The 19,595-nt window shown below is 54.1% G+C and carries 17 protein-coding genes; 12 read left to right on the top strand and 5 right to left on the bottom strand.

The annotated features are described in order from the left end of the window. The first annotated feature begins 4 nt into the window (after positions 1-4). From KP806_RS06960 to KP806_RS06945, 4 genes are all read left to right on the top strand, one after another. Entirely contained in the window at positions 5-2,002 is a 1,998-nt protein-coding gene (locus KP806_RS06960; protein WP_224722847.1) for a beta-galactosidase, read from the top strand. A 438-nt stretch (positions 2,003-2,440) separates the two neighbouring features. Next, a complete protein-coding gene (locus KP806_RS06955; protein WP_224722846.1) occupies positions 2,441-3,580 on the top strand; it encodes an LLM class flavin-dependent oxidoreductase in 1,140 nt (379 codons plus the stop codon). Between the two features lie 39 nt (positions 3,581-3,619). Beyond that, complete coding sequence (locus tag KP806_RS06950) at positions 3,620-3,928, top strand: chorismate mutase (RefSeq protein WP_224722845.1); 309 nt, start codon at positions 3,620-3,622, stop codon at positions 3,926-3,928. Between the two features lie 31 nt (positions 3,929-3,959). Then, positions 3,960-4,721: a DUF3891 family protein gene (locus KP806_RS06945; protein ID WP_224722844.1), complete on the top strand. Its 762-nt coding sequence runs from the start codon at positions 3,960-3,962 to the stop codon at positions 4,719-4,721. Positions 4,722-5,033: 312 nt separating this feature from the next. On the opposite strand, the gene KP806_RS06940 is transcribed toward KP806_RS06945, so the two are convergent. Continuing rightward, on the bottom strand, positions 5,034-5,987 hold the full coding sequence (locus KP806_RS06940; protein ID WP_224722843.1) for a ribose-phosphate diphosphokinase: 954 nt from the start codon (positions 5,985-5,987) through the stop codon (positions 5,034-5,036). Positions 5,988-6,080: 93 nt separating this feature from the next. Here KP806_RS06940 and KP806_RS06935 point away from each other — a divergent pair, with 93 nt between their 5' ends. From KP806_RS06935 to KP806_RS06915, 5 genes are all read left to right on the top strand, one after another. Further along, a complete protein-coding gene (locus KP806_RS06935; protein WP_224722842.1) occupies positions 6,081-7,733 on the top strand; it encodes a GAF domain-containing sensor histidine kinase in 1,653 nt (550 codons plus the stop codon). A gap of 8 nt (positions 7,734-7,741) precedes the next feature. Beyond that, positions 7,742-8,404: a response regulator gene (locus tag KP806_RS06930; protein WP_224722841.1), complete on the top strand. Its 663-nt coding sequence runs from the start codon at positions 7,742-7,744 to the stop codon at positions 8,402-8,404. Between the two features lie 184 nt (positions 8,405-8,588). Further along, positions 8,589-9,215, top strand: a complete 627-nt coding sequence (locus KP806_RS06925) for an FMN-dependent NADH-azoreductase (protein ID WP_224722840.1) — start codon at positions 8,589-8,591, stop codon at positions 9,213-9,215. Positions 9,216-9,362: 147 nt separating this feature from the next. Further along, positions 9,363-10,031: an HNH endonuclease gene (locus tag KP806_RS06920; RefSeq protein WP_224722839.1), complete on the top strand. Its 669-nt coding sequence runs from the start codon at positions 9,363-9,365 to the stop codon at positions 10,029-10,031. A 305-nt stretch (positions 10,032-10,336) separates the two neighbouring features. Continuing rightward, positions 10,337-12,886 (top strand): beta-mannosidase, encoded by a 2,550-nt coding sequence (locus KP806_RS06915; protein ID WP_224722838.1) that lies wholly within the window; start codon positions 10,337-10,339, stop codon positions 12,884-12,886. Positions 12,887-13,009: 123 nt separating this feature from the next. On the opposite strand, the gene fabV is transcribed toward KP806_RS06915, so the two are convergent. Together fabV and KP806_RS06905 are read right to left on the bottom strand one after the other, a co-directional pair. Continuing rightward, complete coding sequence (gene fabV / locus KP806_RS06910) at positions 13,010-14,200, bottom strand: enoyl-ACP reductase FabV (RefSeq protein WP_224722837.1); 1,191 nt, start codon at positions 14,198-14,200, stop codon at positions 13,010-13,012. 222 nt (positions 14,201-14,422) lie between these two features. Further along, a complete protein-coding gene (locus KP806_RS06905) occupies positions 14,423-14,632 on the bottom strand; it encodes an alpha/beta-type small acid-soluble spore protein (protein ID WP_224722836.1) in 210 nt (69 codons plus the stop codon). A 133-nt stretch (positions 14,633-14,765) separates the two neighbouring features. Here KP806_RS06905 and KP806_RS06900 point away from each other — a divergent pair, with 133 nt between their 5' ends. Together KP806_RS06900 and KP806_RS06895 are read left to right on the top strand one after the other, a co-directional pair. Beyond that, complete coding sequence (locus tag KP806_RS06900; RefSeq protein ID WP_224722835.1) at positions 14,766-15,389, top strand: ATP-dependent DNA ligase; 624 nt, start codon at positions 14,766-14,768, stop codon at positions 15,387-15,389. Between the two features lie 467 nt (positions 15,390-15,856). Next, complete coding sequence (locus tag KP806_RS06895; RefSeq protein ID WP_224722834.1) at positions 15,857-16,723, top strand: helix-turn-helix domain-containing protein; 867 nt, start codon at positions 15,857-15,859, stop codon at positions 16,721-16,723. A gap of 72 nt (positions 16,724-16,795) precedes the next feature. Here the strand turns inward: KP806_RS06895 and KP806_RS06890 are convergent, their stop codons facing one another. Together KP806_RS06890 and KP806_RS06885 are read right to left on the bottom strand one after the other, a co-directional pair. Then, the gene (locus KP806_RS06890) at positions 16,796-17,281 is read right to left on the bottom strand and encodes a C40 family peptidase (protein ID WP_224722833.1); all 486 of its coding nucleotides are present in this window, start codon (positions 17,279-17,281) and stop codon (positions 16,796-16,798) included. Positions 17,282-17,445: 164 nt separating this feature from the next. Continuing rightward, entirely contained in the window at positions 17,446-18,426 is a 981-nt protein-coding gene (locus KP806_RS06885) for an aldo/keto reductase (protein WP_224722832.1), read from the bottom strand. Positions 18,427-18,654: 228 nt separating this feature from the next. Here KP806_RS06885 and KP806_RS06880 point away from each other — a divergent pair, with 228 nt between their 5' ends. Next, positions 18,655-19,437, top strand: coding sequence for an alpha/beta hydrolase (locus tag KP806_RS06880; protein WP_224722831.1), 783 nt, complete (start codon positions 18,655-18,657; stop codon positions 19,435-19,437). Positions 19,438-19,595: the final 158 nt, after the last annotated feature.

Here is a 19,595-nt window from a genome sequence, read left to right as displayed (position 1 = left end):
TCGAATGGACAAAATACTGTACGGCGTTGCTTATTACGATGAATACATGCCGTCGGAGCGGCTGCACGAGGATATCCGGATGATGACGGAAGCGGGCATCAACACGGTGCGGATCGCGGAGTCGACCTGGAGCACGCATGAGCCGCAAAACGGCGTATTCGATTTCAGCTCCGTCGACCGGGTGCTGGATGCGATGCACGAGGCAGGCATTCATGTCATTGTCGGCACACCGACTTATGCCGTTCCGACCTGGATGGTAAAAGAGCATCCGGATGTGCTGGCGGAGACGGCGCGCGGCCCCGGCAAATACGGCGCCCGCCAAATTATGGACATTACGAACCCGTCCTATCTGTTCTACGCGGAGCGCATCATCCGGAAGCTGGTCTCGCGCGTTGCCGGGCATCCTGCCGTCATCGGCTACCAGACGGACAATGAGACGAAGCATTACGATACGGCGGGCCCTAACGTACAGCTCCGCTTCGTTAAATATATGCGCGATACGTACGGCTCGCTGGACGTTATCAACAAGCGGTTCGGGCTAGATTACTGGAGCAACCGCATCAACAGCTGGGAAGACTTTCCTTCCATGGTCGGTACGATCAACGGCAGCCTCGGTGCGGAGTTCGCCAAGTTCCAGAGGCTGCTCGTGAACGAGTTTCTGGCCTGGCAGGCGGCCATCGTGAACGAATACAAGCGGCCGGAGCAGTTTGTGACGCAAAATTTCGATTTTGAATGGCGCGGGTATTCGTACGGCGTTCAGCCTTCCGTCGACCATTTCGCGGCTTCGGAGCCGTTCGATATCGCAGGCGTAGACATTTACCATCCTTCGCAGGACGATCTGACCGGCATCGAAATCGCGTTCGGCGGCGACATGACACGTTCACTTAAGGGCGGCAATTACCTCGTGCTCGAAACGCAGGCGCAAGCTTTCCCGCATTGGACCCCGTATCCCGGCCAGCTCCGTCTGCAGGCGTTCAGCCACCTCGCATCGGGAGCTAATATGGTAGCATACTGGCACTGGCACTCGATCCACAATTCGATCGAGACGTATTGGAAAGGGCTGCTCAGCCACGACATGGCGCCAAATCCCGTTTACAACGAGGCCATGACGATCGGCGCCGATTTCCGGAGGCTGAGCGGCGAGCTGGTCAACCTGCGCAAAACGAATCAGGCCGCCATCATGGTCAGTAACGAAGCGCTGACGGCTTTGGAATGGTTCAAGCTTCAGAGCGGCAAAACCTACAACGACGTTGTCCGTTCGCTGTATGACGAGCTTTACAAGCTGAACGTAGAATGCGATTTTATTCAGCCGTCCTGCAGCAGATTGAGCGATTACAAGCTCATCGTCGTTCCGGCTTTGTATGCGGTTGATGACGAGAGCCTTTACCGAATGAACGAATACGTTCGCGGCGGCGGCCATGTTGTGTATACGTTCAAGAGCGGCTTCGCCGATGAAGTCGTCAAGGTGCGCCAGACGCAGCAGCCTGGTATTATAAACGAGGCGTGCGGCGTTACGTACAACATGTTCGTCACTCCTGATCGGGTTGGTCTGCGCGGTCCGCTCGCTGAGGACGGCCTGGAGCCCGGCTGCGTCGAAGGCTGGATGGAGCTGCTGACGCCGACGACGGCGGAGGTGCTCGCGTATTACGACCACAAACAGTGGGGAGAGTACGCGGCCGTAACCCGGAATGCGTACGGCAATGGCGCTGCTACGTATATCGGCTGCATGCCGGGTCCCGACGCGCTCCGCAAGGTGCTCGGGCGCGCCGTGCAGGATGCGGGGCTGTGGGGCGCTGAGCAGGAGCTGGCGTATCCGGTCATCGTCCGCTCGGGCGTGAACGGGGCGGGCAAGCGTATCCGTTATTATTTCAACTATTCGGACGAGACAATTACGGTTGCCGCTTTGAGCGGCGGAACGGAGCTGCTGTCGGCAAGGTCCGTGGAAGCGGGACAGACGCTCGAGCTGTCCGCTTGGGGCGTTGCGGTTGTGAAAGAGGAATAGCTGTCAGGATGCTGCCGAGCAGCTTGTCAGGAGCGTCACGGTTAATAGAGGGGTTTCATATCATGAAGAGGCCGGGAGCACTCAGGTGCCGACCCGGCTTCTTCGGCGTTCACGGCCGCGATTCCGGTTCCAACGAACGCAGACGGAAAGCGCACAATCCGCACTATAGCGGCTTTTTCCGAAATATAAGAAAGTATAAATTTCACTTTATACTTGACTTATATTTCATCGCGAAACGAGCTTTTGCCGCCAAAGGACGGCGCCAGCCGTTTACGCTTGCTTCAACCCTCCGGATATCCGCTCCTTTCTTATTGACTTCCGGTAATAACTTATATAAGATTACTTACTATAAGTAACTAACTGTTCGAAGGTAGGTAAATGCCCCGTTTGAGCTAAGACGGATTTTGGGGATACACAGGCATCAGGGAGGAAGCGGAAATGGGCGATTTTACGCAAAAAGCACCGCAAGCAGGCTTTGAGTTCGGGATTTATACGTTAGGCGACATTTGCCGGGATCCGGTGACCGGACGAGCCGCCACCGCCGGCACGCGCATGAAGGAGATCGTCGCTGCGGCGAAGCTGGCGGATGATGCCGGCCTTGATTTGTTCGGCGTTGGCGAGCACCATCGTCTTGACTTTGCGGTATCGTCGCCGCCGGTCGTGCTCGCCGCTATTGCGTCGGTCACGAGCCGTATTCGGCTGACGAGCGCCACCACCGTGCTCGGAACCTCGGATCCGGTCCGGGTGTTCGAGGATTTTGCGACGCTGGACCTGTTGTCGGAGGGCAGGGCGGAGCTGATCGCGGGACGCGGGGCTTACGTGGAGTCGTTTCCGCTGTTCGGCTATGAGCTTGCCGATTATAAGGAGCTTTTCTATGAGAAAATGAATCTGCTGCTCGAGCTGAACGAGAAGGAGCGGGTCACCTGGAGCGGCAGCAAACGTACTCCGCTGCTCGATGCCGAGATTGCGCCGCGCCCTTTGCAGCGGAGGCTCCCGTTATGGATCGGCGTCGGCGGAACGCCGGCCAGCGCCGAGCTGGCGGGAGAGCTCGGCGCCGGCATGGCGCTCGCCATCCTCGGAGGCGACCCTGCGCGGTTTAAGCCGCTGGTCGACGCCTACCGGGCGGCCGGCATGGCGGCGGGCCGCGGTCGGGCAGAGCTGCCGGTCGCCATTACGAGCCACGGCTATATCGCCGAAACCTCCCGCCAGGCGCGCGAGGAATATTATCCGTATTACGCCAATTACGTCTACCGGTTCATGGGCGGCGCCACGCGCGGCGAAAGGCTCTCGAAGGAGCAGTTTGAGCGGCTGGCCAGTCCAGTCAATGCACTCGCCGTCGGCAGCCCCGAGGAAATCGTGGAGAAAATATTGGCCCAGCACGAGCTGTTCGGCCACAGCCGGTTCATTGCCCAATTCGATATCGGCGGCGTCCCGTTCTCCAAGGTTGCGGCATCGATCGAGCTGCTCGCGGCCAAGGTAGCGCCTGCCGTCCGGAAGGCGCTAGGCAGCCGGCAGGATTTTGCGGCGGGCAAAAGCGGAGACTTCGATGAGCGAATCGTAGCCGAATCGCCCCTTTGATGGTACAATGACAAGAAAACGACGTTAAAGGAGTAAGGCATGGAGGCTTCAAGATTGGAAGAACTGCGCAAGGGCATCGATTCGATTGACAATGAGATGGTTGAGCTGTTGGCCAAACGGTTTCAATTGACGGAAGAGGTAGGCGTCTACAAAGCGGCGAACAGACTGGCTGCTCAGGATCCGGGCCGCGAAGCGCTGCAATTCGACAAAATCAGGCACCTGGCGGAATTCCACGGGTTAAATCCCGAATATGCGGCATCGATATTCCGGCGGATCATGGACGTTGCGATCGCCAGGCACGAAGAGCTTAGAGCGGCACACGAGCAAAAAGAAGCGCAAGCGAGATAAGTGAGCATTTGTCTGAAGGAGGGATTCGGCAATGATCGTATACGAAACCGATAGCGCCTTCATACTGATTGCCCAGCACGACCATGCCCGCATATCGGGCGATCTGATCTTGGCATGGGACGGCGGGCTGTTCCCGAGCGGAGACCGGTTCGATGAGCTGACGTATGCCGCTTATGAGCATGACCGCAGCTGGATCGGTCTGGACCGGATTCCGATTTGGAACGATGCGGCCGGGCGTCCTTTCTCCTTCCGCGATTATCCCGGAAATATCCGGTTTTCCTTTTATACGGCGGCTCTCGATTACGTTCAATCCAAAAGCGAATACGCGGCGCTCATCGGCAGCATCCTGTATTCGGCGCTCGCGGAAAAATTCCGCAACGAGTACACCGTAGCGTTCGTCGAGAAAGAGTTTGCGCGGCAAAGCGCCATCATTGAGAGGCTGCGGGTCAACGTGAAGCTGCTTCAAATGCATGCGAAGGCGCTGTTTCTGTGCGATGAGCTTTCCTTATTCGTTTGTATGGAGCAGCCTGGCACGCCGCGGCAGCAATACGAGTGGTTCGCGAAAGGGTTTCAATACTGGTTTGGCGGACAAGGTCAAACGACACTGGAAGCCGACTGGGCTGACGACAGGACGATCGAGCTATTCCCGTTTCCGTTCACCCGCGTGGTCGAGTCGGTGCTCCCTTACAAGCGGGTAAGCAAGACCGAGGTTCTTAAGCACGGCATTGCGGCGGCATATGCGAACGAGAAAACGGTGGAGCATCGGATCGTATTTCGCGAGAAGAAACGATAAAAGTAGCGCTAGTAAGCGTGCAGTAATTACTGGATTTTATGCTTTTATTTTTCCCGACACGGAGTCTTTGAAAAATATAACTGTATTTGATGAGTCTAATTTGGCGATGATGACCGAAAACAAGGCTTTTTTGTGATTTAGATACATGAAATACAGTTATTTTTATTGAATGCAAAGATTTCGCAAAATTAAATACATGAATACAGTTATTGCAATGCCAACGGGCAGCAGCATAAGGACGCTCTATCGGCAGAGCCAGGCGAAAAAGAAAAACAGCGAAGCACTCGCAGCTTCGCTGTTTTTCTTTATTTGCTAAATGGATTCTTTGTGGTCCGACAAAAACAGATTATCGAGCGAGCCGCCCTCGCGAATGATTCTGATTGCGGTTCCGATCAGAGGAGCCATCGGCAGCACGATAAATTTGTCGGAGTGATTATCGTCAAGCATGATTGTATCCGTGATGACGACCTCCCGGATGTTCGGGTGGTTCAGCTTGTCGAGCGCATTTCCGGAGAACAAGCCGTGTGTGGCACATATGTATGCATCTTCGGCGCCTTTTTTCTTGAGCGCTTCCACGACGTTGACGATCGTGCTTCCCGTATCGATAAGATCCTCGATAATGATCGGTGTCCTGCCTTCGACGTCGCCGATGATGTGTGTAATTTCAGACTGGTTATGGGCGGGCCGGTTTTTGATCATAATCGCAAACGGGCAATCGAGCAGTCCGGCCAGCTTCTCGGCCGTCGTCGCCCTTCCGGCATCGGGAGAGACGACGACCGGGTTATGGATGTTTTTGCTCTTCAAATAGTCGATAATCAGCCTCAGAGCGGTTAAATGATCCACCGGGATTTCAAAAAAGCCCTGAATCGGGTCGGCATGCAAATCTACGGTGATGATCCGGTTGGCGCCGACGGTAGTCAGCACATCCGCCACCATCTTGGCGGAAATCGGTTCGCGCGGAGCGGATTTCCGTTCTTGGCGGGCATAGCCGTAATAAGGCATGACGATATTGATCGTTTTGGCCGATGCGCGTTTGGCGGCATCTATCATGACAAGAAGCTCGATGAGATGCTCGTTGACCGGGTGAGATAAAGACTGCACGATGAAGACGTGGCAGGATCTGACCGATTCCCGGTAAGAAACGTGAATTTCTCCGCTTTGCTGTCTCGAGATGGCGACATCCCCAAGCGGTAGCTCAAGCTGCTTGCAAAGCTGCTCGGCAAGCCGTATATTGGATGAGCCTGAAAATATTTTGAGTTTTTGCATGATATCCTCCTAAATACGCACCTGTTCTTTAGAACATCATAACAAACATAGCAATCGAGAACAAATAAAAACTGGCGGAAAAGAGGGAAGGCCGTGTACCGGGACAAAAGAGGGAACGAGCTCGCGGCGCTGAAGGAAATCGCGGAGATGCTGAACAGCACGAACGACATGGAGCAGATGCTTCATGATGTGCTTGTCAAGCTGCTTGAGGTGACGGGCTTTAGTACGGGCTGGATCTTTATGATGGACGATTCCGGCGAAAATTTGTGCAGAGCGGCTTACCGGCTCCCGGCAGCGCTGAACGCCCGCAACCGCGAGGTGATGTGCGGTACCGAATGCTGGTGCATGGAAAGCTTCAAGCAAAATAAACTGAGAGGCGCCGTTAATATTATTGAATGCTCGCGTATTTCCTATGCAGCTTCCCGGAAGCTGGGCGATACGGAAGGCATTTCGCATCATGCGACGGTCCCGCTCAGCGCGGGCAAGGACCGCTTCGGCTTGCTGAATGTGGCGGAAGCGGGCAGGGAGAGGTTTTCGGACGAAGAGCTGGCGCTGCTGCAAGCGGTCGCGTATCAAATCGGCACGGCCATCAAGCGGATCCGCTTATATCAGGCGCAGGAGCTTAATGCCAATCTGTACGCAAAGCTCGGCGACGTCATTCAGCATATACATGCGATACAGGAAGTGCACGAGCTGCCGCTGCTTGCCGTCAAATGCATCGGGGACACTTTCGAATGGCAGCATGTATCGTTGTTCTTCTACGAGCAGGAGCAGCTTTCGCTGCGGGCCCAATATACGGACGGGAACGTGACGGCGGAATGGCGCATGCTTGCAGTCGATCAAGCCGGTCCGGTAAGCACGGCTTTCCGCGAGAACAGAGTTGTATTAATTGATGACAACAGCAAGCTGCCTTGCTCTTCGTTGTCCTCTATCGGCATCCCTTCCTTTTTCTCCGCGGCGGCGATTCCTCTCCGAATCAGAAACTGCACGGCCGGCGTTTTGTTGATCAGCAGCCGTTCATGCAGGCAATTCGCGGATTATCAGCAGGATTTTCTGTATTCGCTGGGCGACCACATCACGCTTTGCATCGAGAACCTGCGCTTGTACGAGCAGCAGCGCGAGCTGGCGCGAATGGAGGAGAGGAACCGGCTGGCGCGCGACCTGCACGATTCGGTTATTCAGAAGGTGTTCTCGCTCAGCTTTCTGGCAAAAGGGGCGGAAACGGTCATTGCCGGCAAGGATGCGGTCGTTGAACGCTCGCTGCAAGAGATGAGACAGATGGCTCAGGAAGCGCTGAAGGAAATGAGGACGCTAATTTGGCAGCTGCATCCGGCCGGACTGGAGCATGGGCTGCTGACTGCGCTGAAGCAGTATGGGCAAAGCATGGGTTTAATCGTTCACGAGCAGGCCGAGGGCGTTCGCGAGCTGCCGCGTCAGGTGGAAGAGGCGCTGTGGCGAATCGGCCAGGAGGCCCTTAACAATGTGAAGAAGCATGCGGAATCGAACCGCGTCTCCATCCATTTGGTGAAGTCGAAGCGGCAGGTCAGTCTGGAAATCGCTGATAACGGGAAAGGTTTTTCGCCCGAAACGCTCAAGGGCCGTTTGACGATGGGGTTGCTGTCGATGAGGGAGCGGGCGGAGATGCTGGGCGGCGAGCTGTCGATCCGGAGCGGTGCGGAAATGCAGACGTCCGTGAAGGCGGTTATTCCAATCACAGACGGCCAGCCGCAGCGGGACAAGGAGTGAAGGATGACGTGAAAATCAAAATTATGTTGGTTGACGACCATCAAATCGTATTGAAGGGGATTTCCTTTTATTTGAGCATGCAGCCGGACTTTGAGCTGGTCGGCGAGGCTTATAACGGAAAGGAAGCGGTCGAAAAGGCGGGGGAATGGAAGCCGGACATTATCCTGATGGACCTGAATATGCCGGTCATGGACGGAATCGAGGCGAGCCGGCTTCTCGTGGAGAGGCATCCCGGCATCAAAATTTTGGTATTGACCAGCTTTGCTGACCGCAGCCACATCGTGCCTGCACTTCAATCGGGCGTGGCGGGCTACATGCTGAAGGATGTGGAGCCGGATCAGCTGGCCGAGGCGATCCGCAGTGCGCATAAAGGCAACGTACAGCTCCATCCGGATATCGCGAGCTCGCTTGTCGAGGTTACGCTTCCGGCGGCGGACGCCAGGGGAGGCTCCGTCAGTTTCGATGCGAGAGCGGCATTAACGCCGAGGGAGCAGGAGGTGCTTCAGCTGCTGGCGAAGGGAATGAGCAACAAAGAGATTGCCGGAGCGCTGACGGTGGCCGAGAAGACGGTCAAAACGCATGTGAGCAGCATTTTAAGCAAGCTGGGATTGTCTGATCGCACGCAAGCGGCCTTGTATGCGGTACAAATGCAGCATGCGGCCGATAACTAGATTTGAATTTCAATAAAAAATCCGGCTGTATCTCCATCGATAGTCCTAAGACCGGTCCTCCGCCTTAGGCGGATTTTTTTTGCCTATTTTTCGGTCTATGTGCCGATGTGCCGAAACGCAATTCTAAATACAATAAAGGTACTTACAAAAAGTAAACAAACACATCTTGGAGGGAATATAAAAAATGAGTACTGTACTATTCGTAAAAGCAAATGATCGTGCAATCGAGCAAGCCGTCAGCGTCCAGCTGTATCAAGCATTTCTTGACAGCTACAAGAAATCCCACCCGGAAGACACCGTCATTGAGCTGGACTTGTTCGAGGAAGAGCTTCCTTATATGAACGCAGATATGATTAACGGCAATTTCAAAGCGTCGAGAGGCCTTGATATGACGCCTGCCGAGCAGGCTGCCGCAGAGGTTGCCGGAAAATATATCGATCAGTTTCTCGCTGCCGACAAGGTCGTATTCGGCTTCCCGCTCTGGAATTTTACGGTTCCTGCTGTTCTTCATACGTACATCGACTACCTGAGCCAAGCCGGCAAAACGTTTAAATATACCGCTGAAGGCCCGGTTGGCCTGATCTCGGACAAAAAGGTTGCACTGATCAACGCCCGCGGAGGCATCTATTCGGAAGGGCCTGCCGCGGCGGCGGAAATGTCATTGAACTACGTCCGCAACATGATGAGCTTCTTCGGAGTGAAAAATTTCGAGACCGTTGTGGTGGAAGGCCATAACCAGCTTCAGGATCAAGCGGCGGGGCTGGTCGCAGCCGGAATCGCGCAAGCAGAGACAGCGGCTGCAAGCTTCTAATCGGCACAATTTCATTTGATGCGAGAAAAGGCAATCGGGCAGGCGCTCGGTTGTCTTTTTTACTATGAATGCTACAATGTTAATAAAAGACCGAGAGGACGAAAGCGGGAGCGCACACGGCGCCGTCCCGGACCAAACATGGATGAGATGGAGCAGCAAGTAACGAAAACATGCAGGGTGTGCAAAGAACAGAAACCGCTTTCTGCGTTTTTGCGCCGAACGGGCAAACGGTCGGGAGCGGGCGCCAGGCGCGGCACATGCCGGGAATGCCGCAAGACGGGAGTGATCACTTCCGGTCAGACAGCCGAACCTGTGCGCGTGAAACGAGCAAGGAGCCTGCCGGCGCCGCCGGCTCCAGCAATGGTCTCCACCGCAAGGAGCAGCTCATGGGAATCGCTCCATGCCTTGCTAAGAAGTCCGGACCTTGCTGTCAAAGAGGCCGCCTTGCTGAAGACGACGCGGCGGGGCACGATCTGGATGCGGGGGCGCACGGACAAGGGACGCAAATGGCATCAGGAAATCGATTTGGAGCTGGCCAGCACGCTGGTCAAGGAACGGATGGCCGTGCTCGTCAACCGGTCCACCATAAAACGCTTGTACAGCAACCGGGATTTCCGGAGGTACATTTTGGAGCGCGACGGCTATCTCTGTTATTTTTGCGGAGAGCCGGGAGATACGATTGATCATATGCTTCCCCGTGCCAAGGGAGGTCATACAACTCCCGACAATTGCGTATGCGCATGCAACGCATGCAACCAGTCGAAGGCGGATCAGGATATCGGGCATTTCATGAGAATAGAAGAGGCTGACCACTAAGTCTACGGACAAACGGGGGTCAGCCTTTTTGTTTTGTTATGTTGTTAGCCTTGCGCAGAGATGCGGATTAACGTTTTATGCTGACCAAGACAGGGTTGGTTTCAGCCTTTTTGACGTCGTTCATCCTGAACTAACAAAACTAACAAATTTAATATGTTGACCGATAACAACGTTTGGTGCTAACATCCGTTATATAATTATCAAACAAACTTGATAACAAATATGTCGAAATGTAAGCCGTCTTCGGAAGCTGCCGCACCGGGCCATTAAGGCGGATGAACACGAAAGCGAATTAGGAGGCTGCAATGAGAGAGACTAATGTATTGCTACAAGATTGGAAATTTAAAGCTTGCGGAGAAAAGGAGTGGATGCCAGCCGCGGTTCCGGGCTGCGTACACACCGATTTGCTAAAGAACGGCGTTATTGAAAATCCGTTTTATTCCACGAACGAGCACGGCCTTCAGTGGATCGACAAAATCGACTGGGAATACGAATCCCGCTTTGATGTGGATAAGGAGCTCCTTCGTTCCGAATCGCTCGAGCTGGTATTCGACGGCCTCGACACCTACGCCGACGTAACGCTGAACGGCACTCATGTCCTTTCGGCAGATAATATGTTCAGAACGTGGAAAGCGGATGTGTCGGGGCTTGTAACGGAAAACGGCAACGTGCTGAATATCCGGTTCCGCTCGCCGGTGAACGAAGATTTGCCGAAAATCGAGCGTCTTGGCTACAATTTGCCGGCCTCCAACGACCAATCCGAGCTGGGAGGCTTAGGGGATAATAAGATTAGCGTGTTTGCCCGGAAAGCGCCGTATCATTATGGCTGGGATTGGGGTCCTCGTTTCGTCACGAGCGGCATTTGGAGGGAAGCACGGCTTACCGGCTGGTCGGGCAGCCGGATTACGGACGTATTCGTCCGTCAGGACCGTGTATCCGCAACAGAAGCAAGCTTGACGTTAACCGTTGAAATCGAAAGCCGCCGCGAGTGCGAAGGCGTTGTAAAAGTAAGCGCGGGGACGCTGGCATGGGAGCAAAGGGTGAACCTGCAGCGCGGCGTAAATACCGTTAACGTGCCTGCCGCCATTGCGAATCCGAAGCTGTGGTGGAGCAGAGGGCTTGGCGAGCAGTATTTGTATACGTTCATAGCGGAGTTTGCAGAGGATGGAGCCGAAGGCGCCTCGTCCTCCAAATCGATACGGACCGGCCTTCGTTCGGTTCGGCTGGTGCGAGACAAGGATGCGGCCGGGGCCAGCTTTTATTTTGAGCTGAACGGTGTTCCTGTGTTTGCCAAAGGCGCCAATCATATTCCGAACGACAGCTTCGTAACGGATGTGACGGACGAGCGGTACCGGCATGAGATCGTATCCGCAGCGGAGTCCAACATGAACATGCTCAGGGTGTGGGGAGGCGGCATCTACGAGCAGCCGGCGTTTTATGAGTTGTGCGACGAATACGGCATTTTAGTGTGGCAGGATTTTATGTTCGCTTGCAGCATGTATCCCGGCGACGAGACTTTCCTTGAAAATGTGCGCCTTGAAGCGGAAGAAAACGTAAAACGGCTGCGCAATCATCCGTCGATCGTCCTCTGGTGCGGCAATAACGAGATCGATTCCGCCTGGGCCGAATATGACGAAGAAGGCGGCTGGGGCTGGAAGAAGCATTACACAGGCGAGCAACGGAAAACGATCTGGGCGGATTACGAGGCGATTTTCCATGACATCCTGCCGGCAGCCGTAACGAGCTTTGCGCCGGGGACCCATTATTGGCCTTCTTCGCCGATGATTTCGTTATCCGGTGATATGAACCAGCACGCGCATCCGCTGTCCACGGAAGGGGACATTCACTATTGGGGCGTATGGCATGCCGTCGAGCCGTTCGAAAATTACAATGTAAAGGTCGGGCGGTTCATGAGCGAATACGGCTTCCAATCGTTTCCGGAATACGATACGGTGATGACGTTTGCCGTTGAGAGCGACTTGGCGCTCGATTCGAAGGTCATGCGCGCGCATCAGAAAAACGGCGACGGAAACCGTCTGATCAAAGAATATATGGATATTTACATGAGCGAGCCGAAGGATTTCCCGTCCTTCCTCTATATGAGCCAGGTGCTGCAGGCCGAAGCGATGAAGATGGCCATTGAAGCGCACCGGAGACGTATGCCTTACTGCATGGGCACCCTTTATTGGCAAATGAACGATTGCTGGCCGGTCGCCTCATGGGCGGGGATCGACTATTACGGCAAATGGAAAGCAATGCAATATTATGCGAAAAATAGCTTCGCCGATACGATCTTGTCTTTCGACCGTACGGAAGAAGAGGGCCGAATCAGTATCCATATCGTCAACGACAGACTGAGCCCTATAAGCGGTACGTTGACGGTTTCGTTGTACGACTTTGACGGCGTTCTTCTGAACCAAGCCAAAGCGGATGGATTTGCAGAAGGGAACAGCGCGGCAGTCGTCTACACGCTGGACGAGCGGGAGTGGCTGGCCGGCCGCGGCGCCGACCGTGTCGTGCTGCTCGCGGAGCTGGAGCAAGACGGGATCAAGCTGGACAGCAAGCACCATTACTTTGCTTATGCGAAGGAGCTGTCGCTTAAGTCGGGCTCCATTCGCGTGACAGAGGTGGAAGGCAGCGGCGGGACGAGCTACCTTGTCGAGGCGGACACGCTGGTGAAGCAGGTATGGCTGACTGCAGAGAATGACGGAAGGTTCAGCGATAATTTCTTTGACCTGATTCCCGGGACATCGAAGACGGTGGAATTCCGGCACCGCAAGGAAGGCGAGGCGATAAGCCGATCGGCCGTTCCCGGTGCAATAACGGCCCGTTCAATGATTGATTTTTTGGCATGATACGGGGCAAGGAGATGACTTTCGATCTTTCGAAGGTCATCTTTTTTGCGTGAATCGGCTTTGGCCACATCGAAAAAGAGCTGCCCTCCGGTCATCACAGACCCGGCTGGCAGCTCTTGCGCTTTATTTGAGATTCGGGATGTTTACGTCCGGATTCACGTCAGCCTCATAATCGATGCCGTCGGTTTCGAAGCCGAACAGCTGGAAAAACTCGCGGCGGTACCCTACGAGATCGGAGAGCTCATATACGTTCTCCGTCGTCAGGTCGGCCCACAGCTTTGAGACCTTCTCCTGAATTTCCGGTCTCATCTCCCAGTCGTCCACACGGATGAGGCCTTTTTCGTCGACCGGCGTTTGGCCGTTGTTGTACAAACGGTCGGAGAAGAGGCGGTACATCTGCTCGATGCAGCCTTCATGAATGCCTTCTTCCTTCATGACCTTGTACAGGGCGGAAATGTAAAGCGGCACGACCGGAATCGCGGAGCTCGATTGCGTGACGAGCGCTTTGTTGACGGATACGAATGCACGGCCGCCGTTTGCGGAAAGCTGCTCGTTCAAGCGGTGCGCTGTCGCTTCGAGATCGTTTTTCGCAGCGCCGATCGTTCCATCGCGGTAGACGGCATGCGTAATTTCAGGACCGATATAGGAGTAGGCGACCGTCGTTGCGCCTTCAGCCAGCAAGCCGGCCTCCTGCAGCTGATCAATCCACATTTGCCAGTCTTCGCCGCCCATTACGGCGATCGTCTGGCGAAGCTCGTCCTCGGTAGCCGGCTCGATCGTCGCTTGCGTTACTTCGCCCGAATGAAAATTGACGGTTTTGTTCGAGTAAGTGCTGCCAAGCGGCTTGATGACGGAGGAGAACGTTTCACCCGTCTTCGGATGCGTGCGGCGAGGCGATGCCACGCTGTAGACGACCAGATCGATTTGACCCAGCTCGGTGCGGATCAGGTCGATCGTTTTGGCTTTGATCTCGTCGGAGAAAGCGTCGCCTACGATGCTGTAGGATTTGCGTCCTGCCGCAGAAGCCGCCTCTTCAAATGCGGCGGAATTGTACCAGCCCGCGGAAGCGGTGCGGGCGCCTTCGGCCGCTTTGTCGAAATAGACGCCGATTGTGTTGGCGCCTGCAGCAAACGAGGATACGATGCGCGATGCCAAGCCGTAGCCTGTGGAAGCGCCGACGACGAGCACGTTTCGGGGTCCTTCAATGGCAGGCTGAGCCTGCACGTATTCGATTTGGCGCTGCACCTGCTTGGCGCAGCCTTCCGGATGAGCGGTTGTACAAATAAAGCCGCGTGTTTTCGGTTGAATGATCATATTGGTAATATTCCTTTCTTTGGTGGAATCAGCTTATGTAAGGGAAGAGTCAGCCGGACAGCTCTATCCCATTTTACCGATTTTTGCGGGCAAAGGGAAGTTCCCGGGCAAAGAAATAAGCGCCGGGTCAGCGATGCTGCTGTTTCGGCGCTTATCATTCATCGCGAAACGGATGCCGATCCACCAAAGGATAACGTCAGCCGTTTGCGCTTATGTACCGTTTTAGCGTTGGCCTGCAAGCTGCTGTTCGGCGATTTGGATGAGGCGGCGGGTGATGTATCCGCCTATGGAGCCCATGTCCCGCGTCGTCATGTTCCCGTAGTAGCCGTCCTGCGGAAGTTGTATGCCAAGCTCTTGAGCGACTTCGTATTTCATTTGCTCCAGAGCGGCACGCGCACCCGGAATGACGAGTTGATTCGTTCGGTTTGCCATCTGTTCTCAGCCTCCTTCTTTAACCGTATTATGCAGCAAAAGGAAATGGATTATTCGCTAATTGCACCTGAAATTACCGTCTTTTTTACGGTTAAGTCCGTGTTAAAATGGGAACACGGGAGGTGGCGGCCAAATGTTCTGCAAACCGATGCTGATGACGGAGCGCGAGGAGCCTTTTGACGATGCGCGATATTTATTCGAGCCGATGATTGACGGCCACCGCCTGCAGCTCGAGTTTACCGGAGGCAGACCGAAGCTGCTGACCAGGCATAACAACGACGTCACGCGGCAGTATCCGGAATTACATAACGTTCCTTTAGTGAAGCCTGCTGACGTTATCCTGGACGGAGAAGTGGCTTACGTGAACCCGGATACGGGCGCCGCGGAATTCCGGACGCTGATCGAGCGTTATAGGCTGAAGAAGGGGCCGGCCATCCGGGATGCGAAAAAAAGCTTTCCGGTCCTGTTTTTTGTATTTGACATTCTTCATTACGACGGAGCCGATCTGAGAGAGAAGCCGCTGCTTGAGCGGAAGGAGCTGCTGGATCGCATTCTGGAAGATAATGCCTATTACAAAAAGCTGCTTTATGTCGAGGGGGCGGGCAAGGACTTGTTCGAGCTCGTCAAAAAGTCGAAGCTGGAGGGCATGGTCTGCAAGCGGAAGGACAGCTTGTATGAGGAAGGAAAGGCGGACGACTGGCTGAAGGTGATGAATCGGAATTATCCTTTTCAAATGCCCGATAACTTGGCATACTGAATGAATACTCCCACCACTTATCTATGCTATAGCTTCGATTGAAGTGGGGGTTTCTGATGTATCCGTTTAATCGAATCAAACGTCTTAACACCAGTGGAGCTGACACGTCGACGGATTGGTTGCCGCCAGCCCCTCCATCCCATTGGAAATACCTTTGGGAATACGTTTTGAGCAACTTGAAAGATTCCTAAGAATCTAAAGGCTTATATGGTGGCTTGGACATTTTACGTAGCAGAGCCAAGTTGTACCTGCTACAACCTCATATGTTCAGTCATCAAAGAACGTATGTTCCCTTTTTGTTATATCAAAATATTACATTCAAATCCAACACTTTTTGGGTCAGATTCAGGAAGAGCCGATTCACTCAACACTCGCAGAAGTGGGAGTCCTCTCGGCTGATGTTGATAGACGGCAGTTCTGCCTGCCGATCATTCGCAACTACTTTCTGTTACTCTTTTGGAGGCGTCATGAATTTTCTGTTTGATCCCGTAGCCTTTAACGGCGACACCTTCATATGGACGCACGGCTTCAAGTCGGACACTCCGTATCCGGGTTTTTATCATTGGCATCAATGTATGGAGCTGCTGTTCGTGCATGAAGGGGAAGGCACCGTCATTGTCAATCAGCATACCTATGAGGCGCGTCCCGGCATGCTGTTTCTGTTTCAGCCTTTCCAGCTGCACAAAATATTTATGAACGTGAGCGGGGACAAGCCTTACAGGCGGTCGATCGCTTTTTTCGAGCCATCGGACGTGGCGGGAAGCCTGCAGCCTTTCGCGCTTAGGCATCAACTGTTTATGAGGCTTTGGCAGGGGAGAACGACCGGCCCGGCATTTGATCTGCGTTCGGAATTCAGCCGGGCGGAGGCGGTTTTCGAGGGTTATGAACAGATGAGCCGAAGCGGCCGGGGGCAGGAGGCGGAGGAAGTTACGATGCTGCTGCTTCAACTGCTGGGCTTGGTAGCCGCCACCGGAGGAGCGGGAACGGCTGACGAGGGCAGACCGCTTCGTTATTCGGAGCAAATCATGCAGCTGATTGAAACCAATTACCGGGAGGAGCTCGGTCTGGAGCAGCTTGCGGAACGTCTCCACTTGTCCAAATATTACGTATCTCGGGTGTTTCACGAGGAGACGGGCAGCCACATTACCGACTACTTGACGGCCAGACGAGTCAAGCAGGCCTGCCGCCTTCTGCAATCGACATCGCTGTCGGTCGAGCAGGTCGGCATTCAAGTCGGCTACCCGAACGTTTCCTATTTTATCTCACTGTTCAAAAAGGTTGTAGGGACGACGCCGCTCAAATACCGCCGCCAGCATGTGGCCGATCGGCCATAACCGGGGCCGGTAAGCATACAGAAGGGCCGGTCCCAAAGTCTCTCTTCATGACTTGGAATCGGCCCTTGCAAGTTAATTGATGACGCGTCTAGCCGTTACATATTTGGTTTTCCAATAGCTTAAATTCATGTCGGAGACCGTAACGCCTTTACTGCTGGAGCTGTGAATCATTTTGTTGTTGCCCGCATAGATAGCAACGTGGCTGATCGATTTGCCGTTCGTATTGAAGAAGACAAGATCGCCCATGCTCAGATAACCCTTGCTCACCTTCTTGCCCTTCAAGGCTTGCGCCGTAGTCGTGCGAGGGAGGGTGACGTCAAAGCCTCTAAACAAAAATTGAGTGAAGGAAGAGCAGTCGAATGCGTATGTAGCGCCTGCCGGTGCGCCGTACTTATATGGTGTTCCGAGATACTTCTTGCCTACGGAAATAAGCTTGATGGTCTGTGGTGTCGCTGCTTGCGCTTTTTGCGCAAAGGTTCCGAATGTAACGGACGATAGTATAATCGCGCTGCAAAGGCTCGCTTTTGCAATCGATTTCAATAGAGTAGATGTTCTCATGCTGTCAGGTTGTCCCTCCGCGTTTCGTTTTATGTGTACGATCATACCACATATGAAACATGCCGTTTTCCGCACATGAGAGCGAGACGCGTGAAGAGATGGGGATTCTGAGCGATTATGAGAAATTCATGAAAAAATATTAATCAAAACGGGCTTGCCAAGCCTTAAGGCATATGAATGCCCCTTGCGCTGACGAGAAGCGTATACCACTGCTCCCGTGTCATAAGCTCCGACTGCCGGACGGCATCTCTGCAGGCGGCGATTCTGTCAGGATTAATCGTACCGATGACCGGCTGGATTTTGGCGGGATGCTTCATCAGCCAGCCGAGCACGATCGCCTCGGGCGTCGTATCGTTCTGTTCCGCCAGCTGCCCCACAAGAGCGGCTGTCTTCAGCTCCGCTTCCGACGCGTTCTCGTATACTCTGCCGGAAAATCTGCCTTGCGCGAGCGGTCCCCAAGCCTGAATTTGAATATCCTCCGACTGCATCAATTCCATGAGCCCGTCCGGGAAGTTGTTTTTCAGGCCCGCCTTCTGGTTGACATGAATGCCGTGATCGATCCAGTCATGCCGCAGCAGGCTCATTTCCAGCTGGTTCACGACAAGCGGATCCGGCAGCGAACGCTGCAGGAATCGAATTTGACCCGGGTTCATGTTCGAAACGCCGAAGTTCCGCACTTTGCCCGACTGCTTCAGCCTGGTGAACGCTTCGGCGATTTCGTCCGGCTCCATCAGCGGATCGGGACGATGAAGCAGCAGGATGTCCAAATAATCCGTACCGAGCCGCTCCAATATGCCGTCTACCGACGGTAAAATATGCTCCTTCGAAAAGTTGAAGCGGGCCGGTAAATCTCCCTCGGCCAGCTGGATGCCGACCTTGGACTGAATGACGATTTGACCGCGCAGGTTCGGTTGTCTTCTCAATATTTCACCGAATACGGATTCGGCTTTGCCTCTCGTATAAATGTCGGCGTGATCGAAAAAGGTAATTCCGGCCGACAACGCGGCCTCAACGGCGGCCTCCGCCTGGCGGATATGCTCCGCCGTATACGGCTCCGAACGGTCCCAGCTTCCGCCGATCCCCATGCAGCCAAGTGCCAGGCGGCTGCCGGATATGCCCCGTTTCTCAAGTGGCATGATTCTCATCGTTAATCATTCCTCCGCAATGGAAATAGATTTCAGACGTCTATTATTATACCTTCCGTTCAGGAATCAGATAAGGACTGAAAAAAAGTTCACTAACTAACCTTCGTCCTCGGCGGGCCGGCATTGCTTCGTTTGTGGGCCTGGCATTGCAAGCGCTTCAATATGATGCTACATTTTACTAGAATAACACGATACTATGAATCTCTTATTCATCGGGAGGAATGAAGCTTGGCTCTCATAAGTTGTCGCTTTTTTTCGGAAACGTTAGGTTTAAGCACCTCGATGACCGTTATTTTGCCGCAGCAGACGCATGCCCAAATCGGCATGAACAACCGCAGCAGCCGGGGGCTTCATCCTGTCCTGTTTTTGCTTCACGGATTTTCCGACGACGACTCGATCTGGTCGAGAAGAACGTCGATCGAGAGGTACGTTGCGGAGCTGGGACTCGCAGTCGTTATGCCGAACGTCCATTTGAGCTTTTATTCGGACATGGAATACGGGAATAAATACTGGACGTTCCTGACGGAGGAGCTGCCCGCCGTAGCGCGTTCTTTCTTTCCGCTGTCGGATGCGCGCGAGGATAACTTCGTCGCGGGCCTGTCGATGGGCGGCTACGGCGCGTTCAAATGGGCGCTGCGGCATCCGGACCGCTTCGCGGCCGCAGGGAGCTTGTCAGGCGCGCTGGACATGGCCAGCCACGTAAAGGATCCGGCTTTCCCGCATATGTCCGCGCATTTTAAGCTGATCTACGGAGATAAGGAGCTGAAAGGCAGCGACGACGATTTGCTGCATTTGGCCGCGAAGCTGGCGCGCTCCGGTTCGCCGAAGCCGGAGCTTTATCAATGCTGCGGGACGGAGGATTTTCTTTACCGGGATAACCTCGCCTTCCGCGACGCCTGCCTGAAGGCCGGCCTTCCGTTGACCTACGAGGAAGGGGCCGGCGAGCATGAATGGGGCTATTGGGACACGCATATTCAGCATTTTTTGCGGCTGCTGCCGCTCGGCAATTGATATTTGCGCTTATAGCAATGACGGAATTCCCGCTTACGGGATTCCGTCTTTCTTTTTATGAAATAACGATTGCAAAATGAAGCCGCTGCCATTATGATTTGGTTAGGATTAATACTTATATTTAAGAATAAATAGTTTTATTAATTTAACTACATTTA

It is taken from the genome of Paenibacillus vietnamensis, assembly GCF_020169515.1.
Classification (GTDB): domain Bacteria; phylum Bacillota; class Bacilli; order Paenibacillales; family Paenibacillaceae; genus Pristimantibacillus; species Pristimantibacillus vietnamensis.
This window is presented reverse-complemented; position numbering and strand designations above follow the sequence as displayed.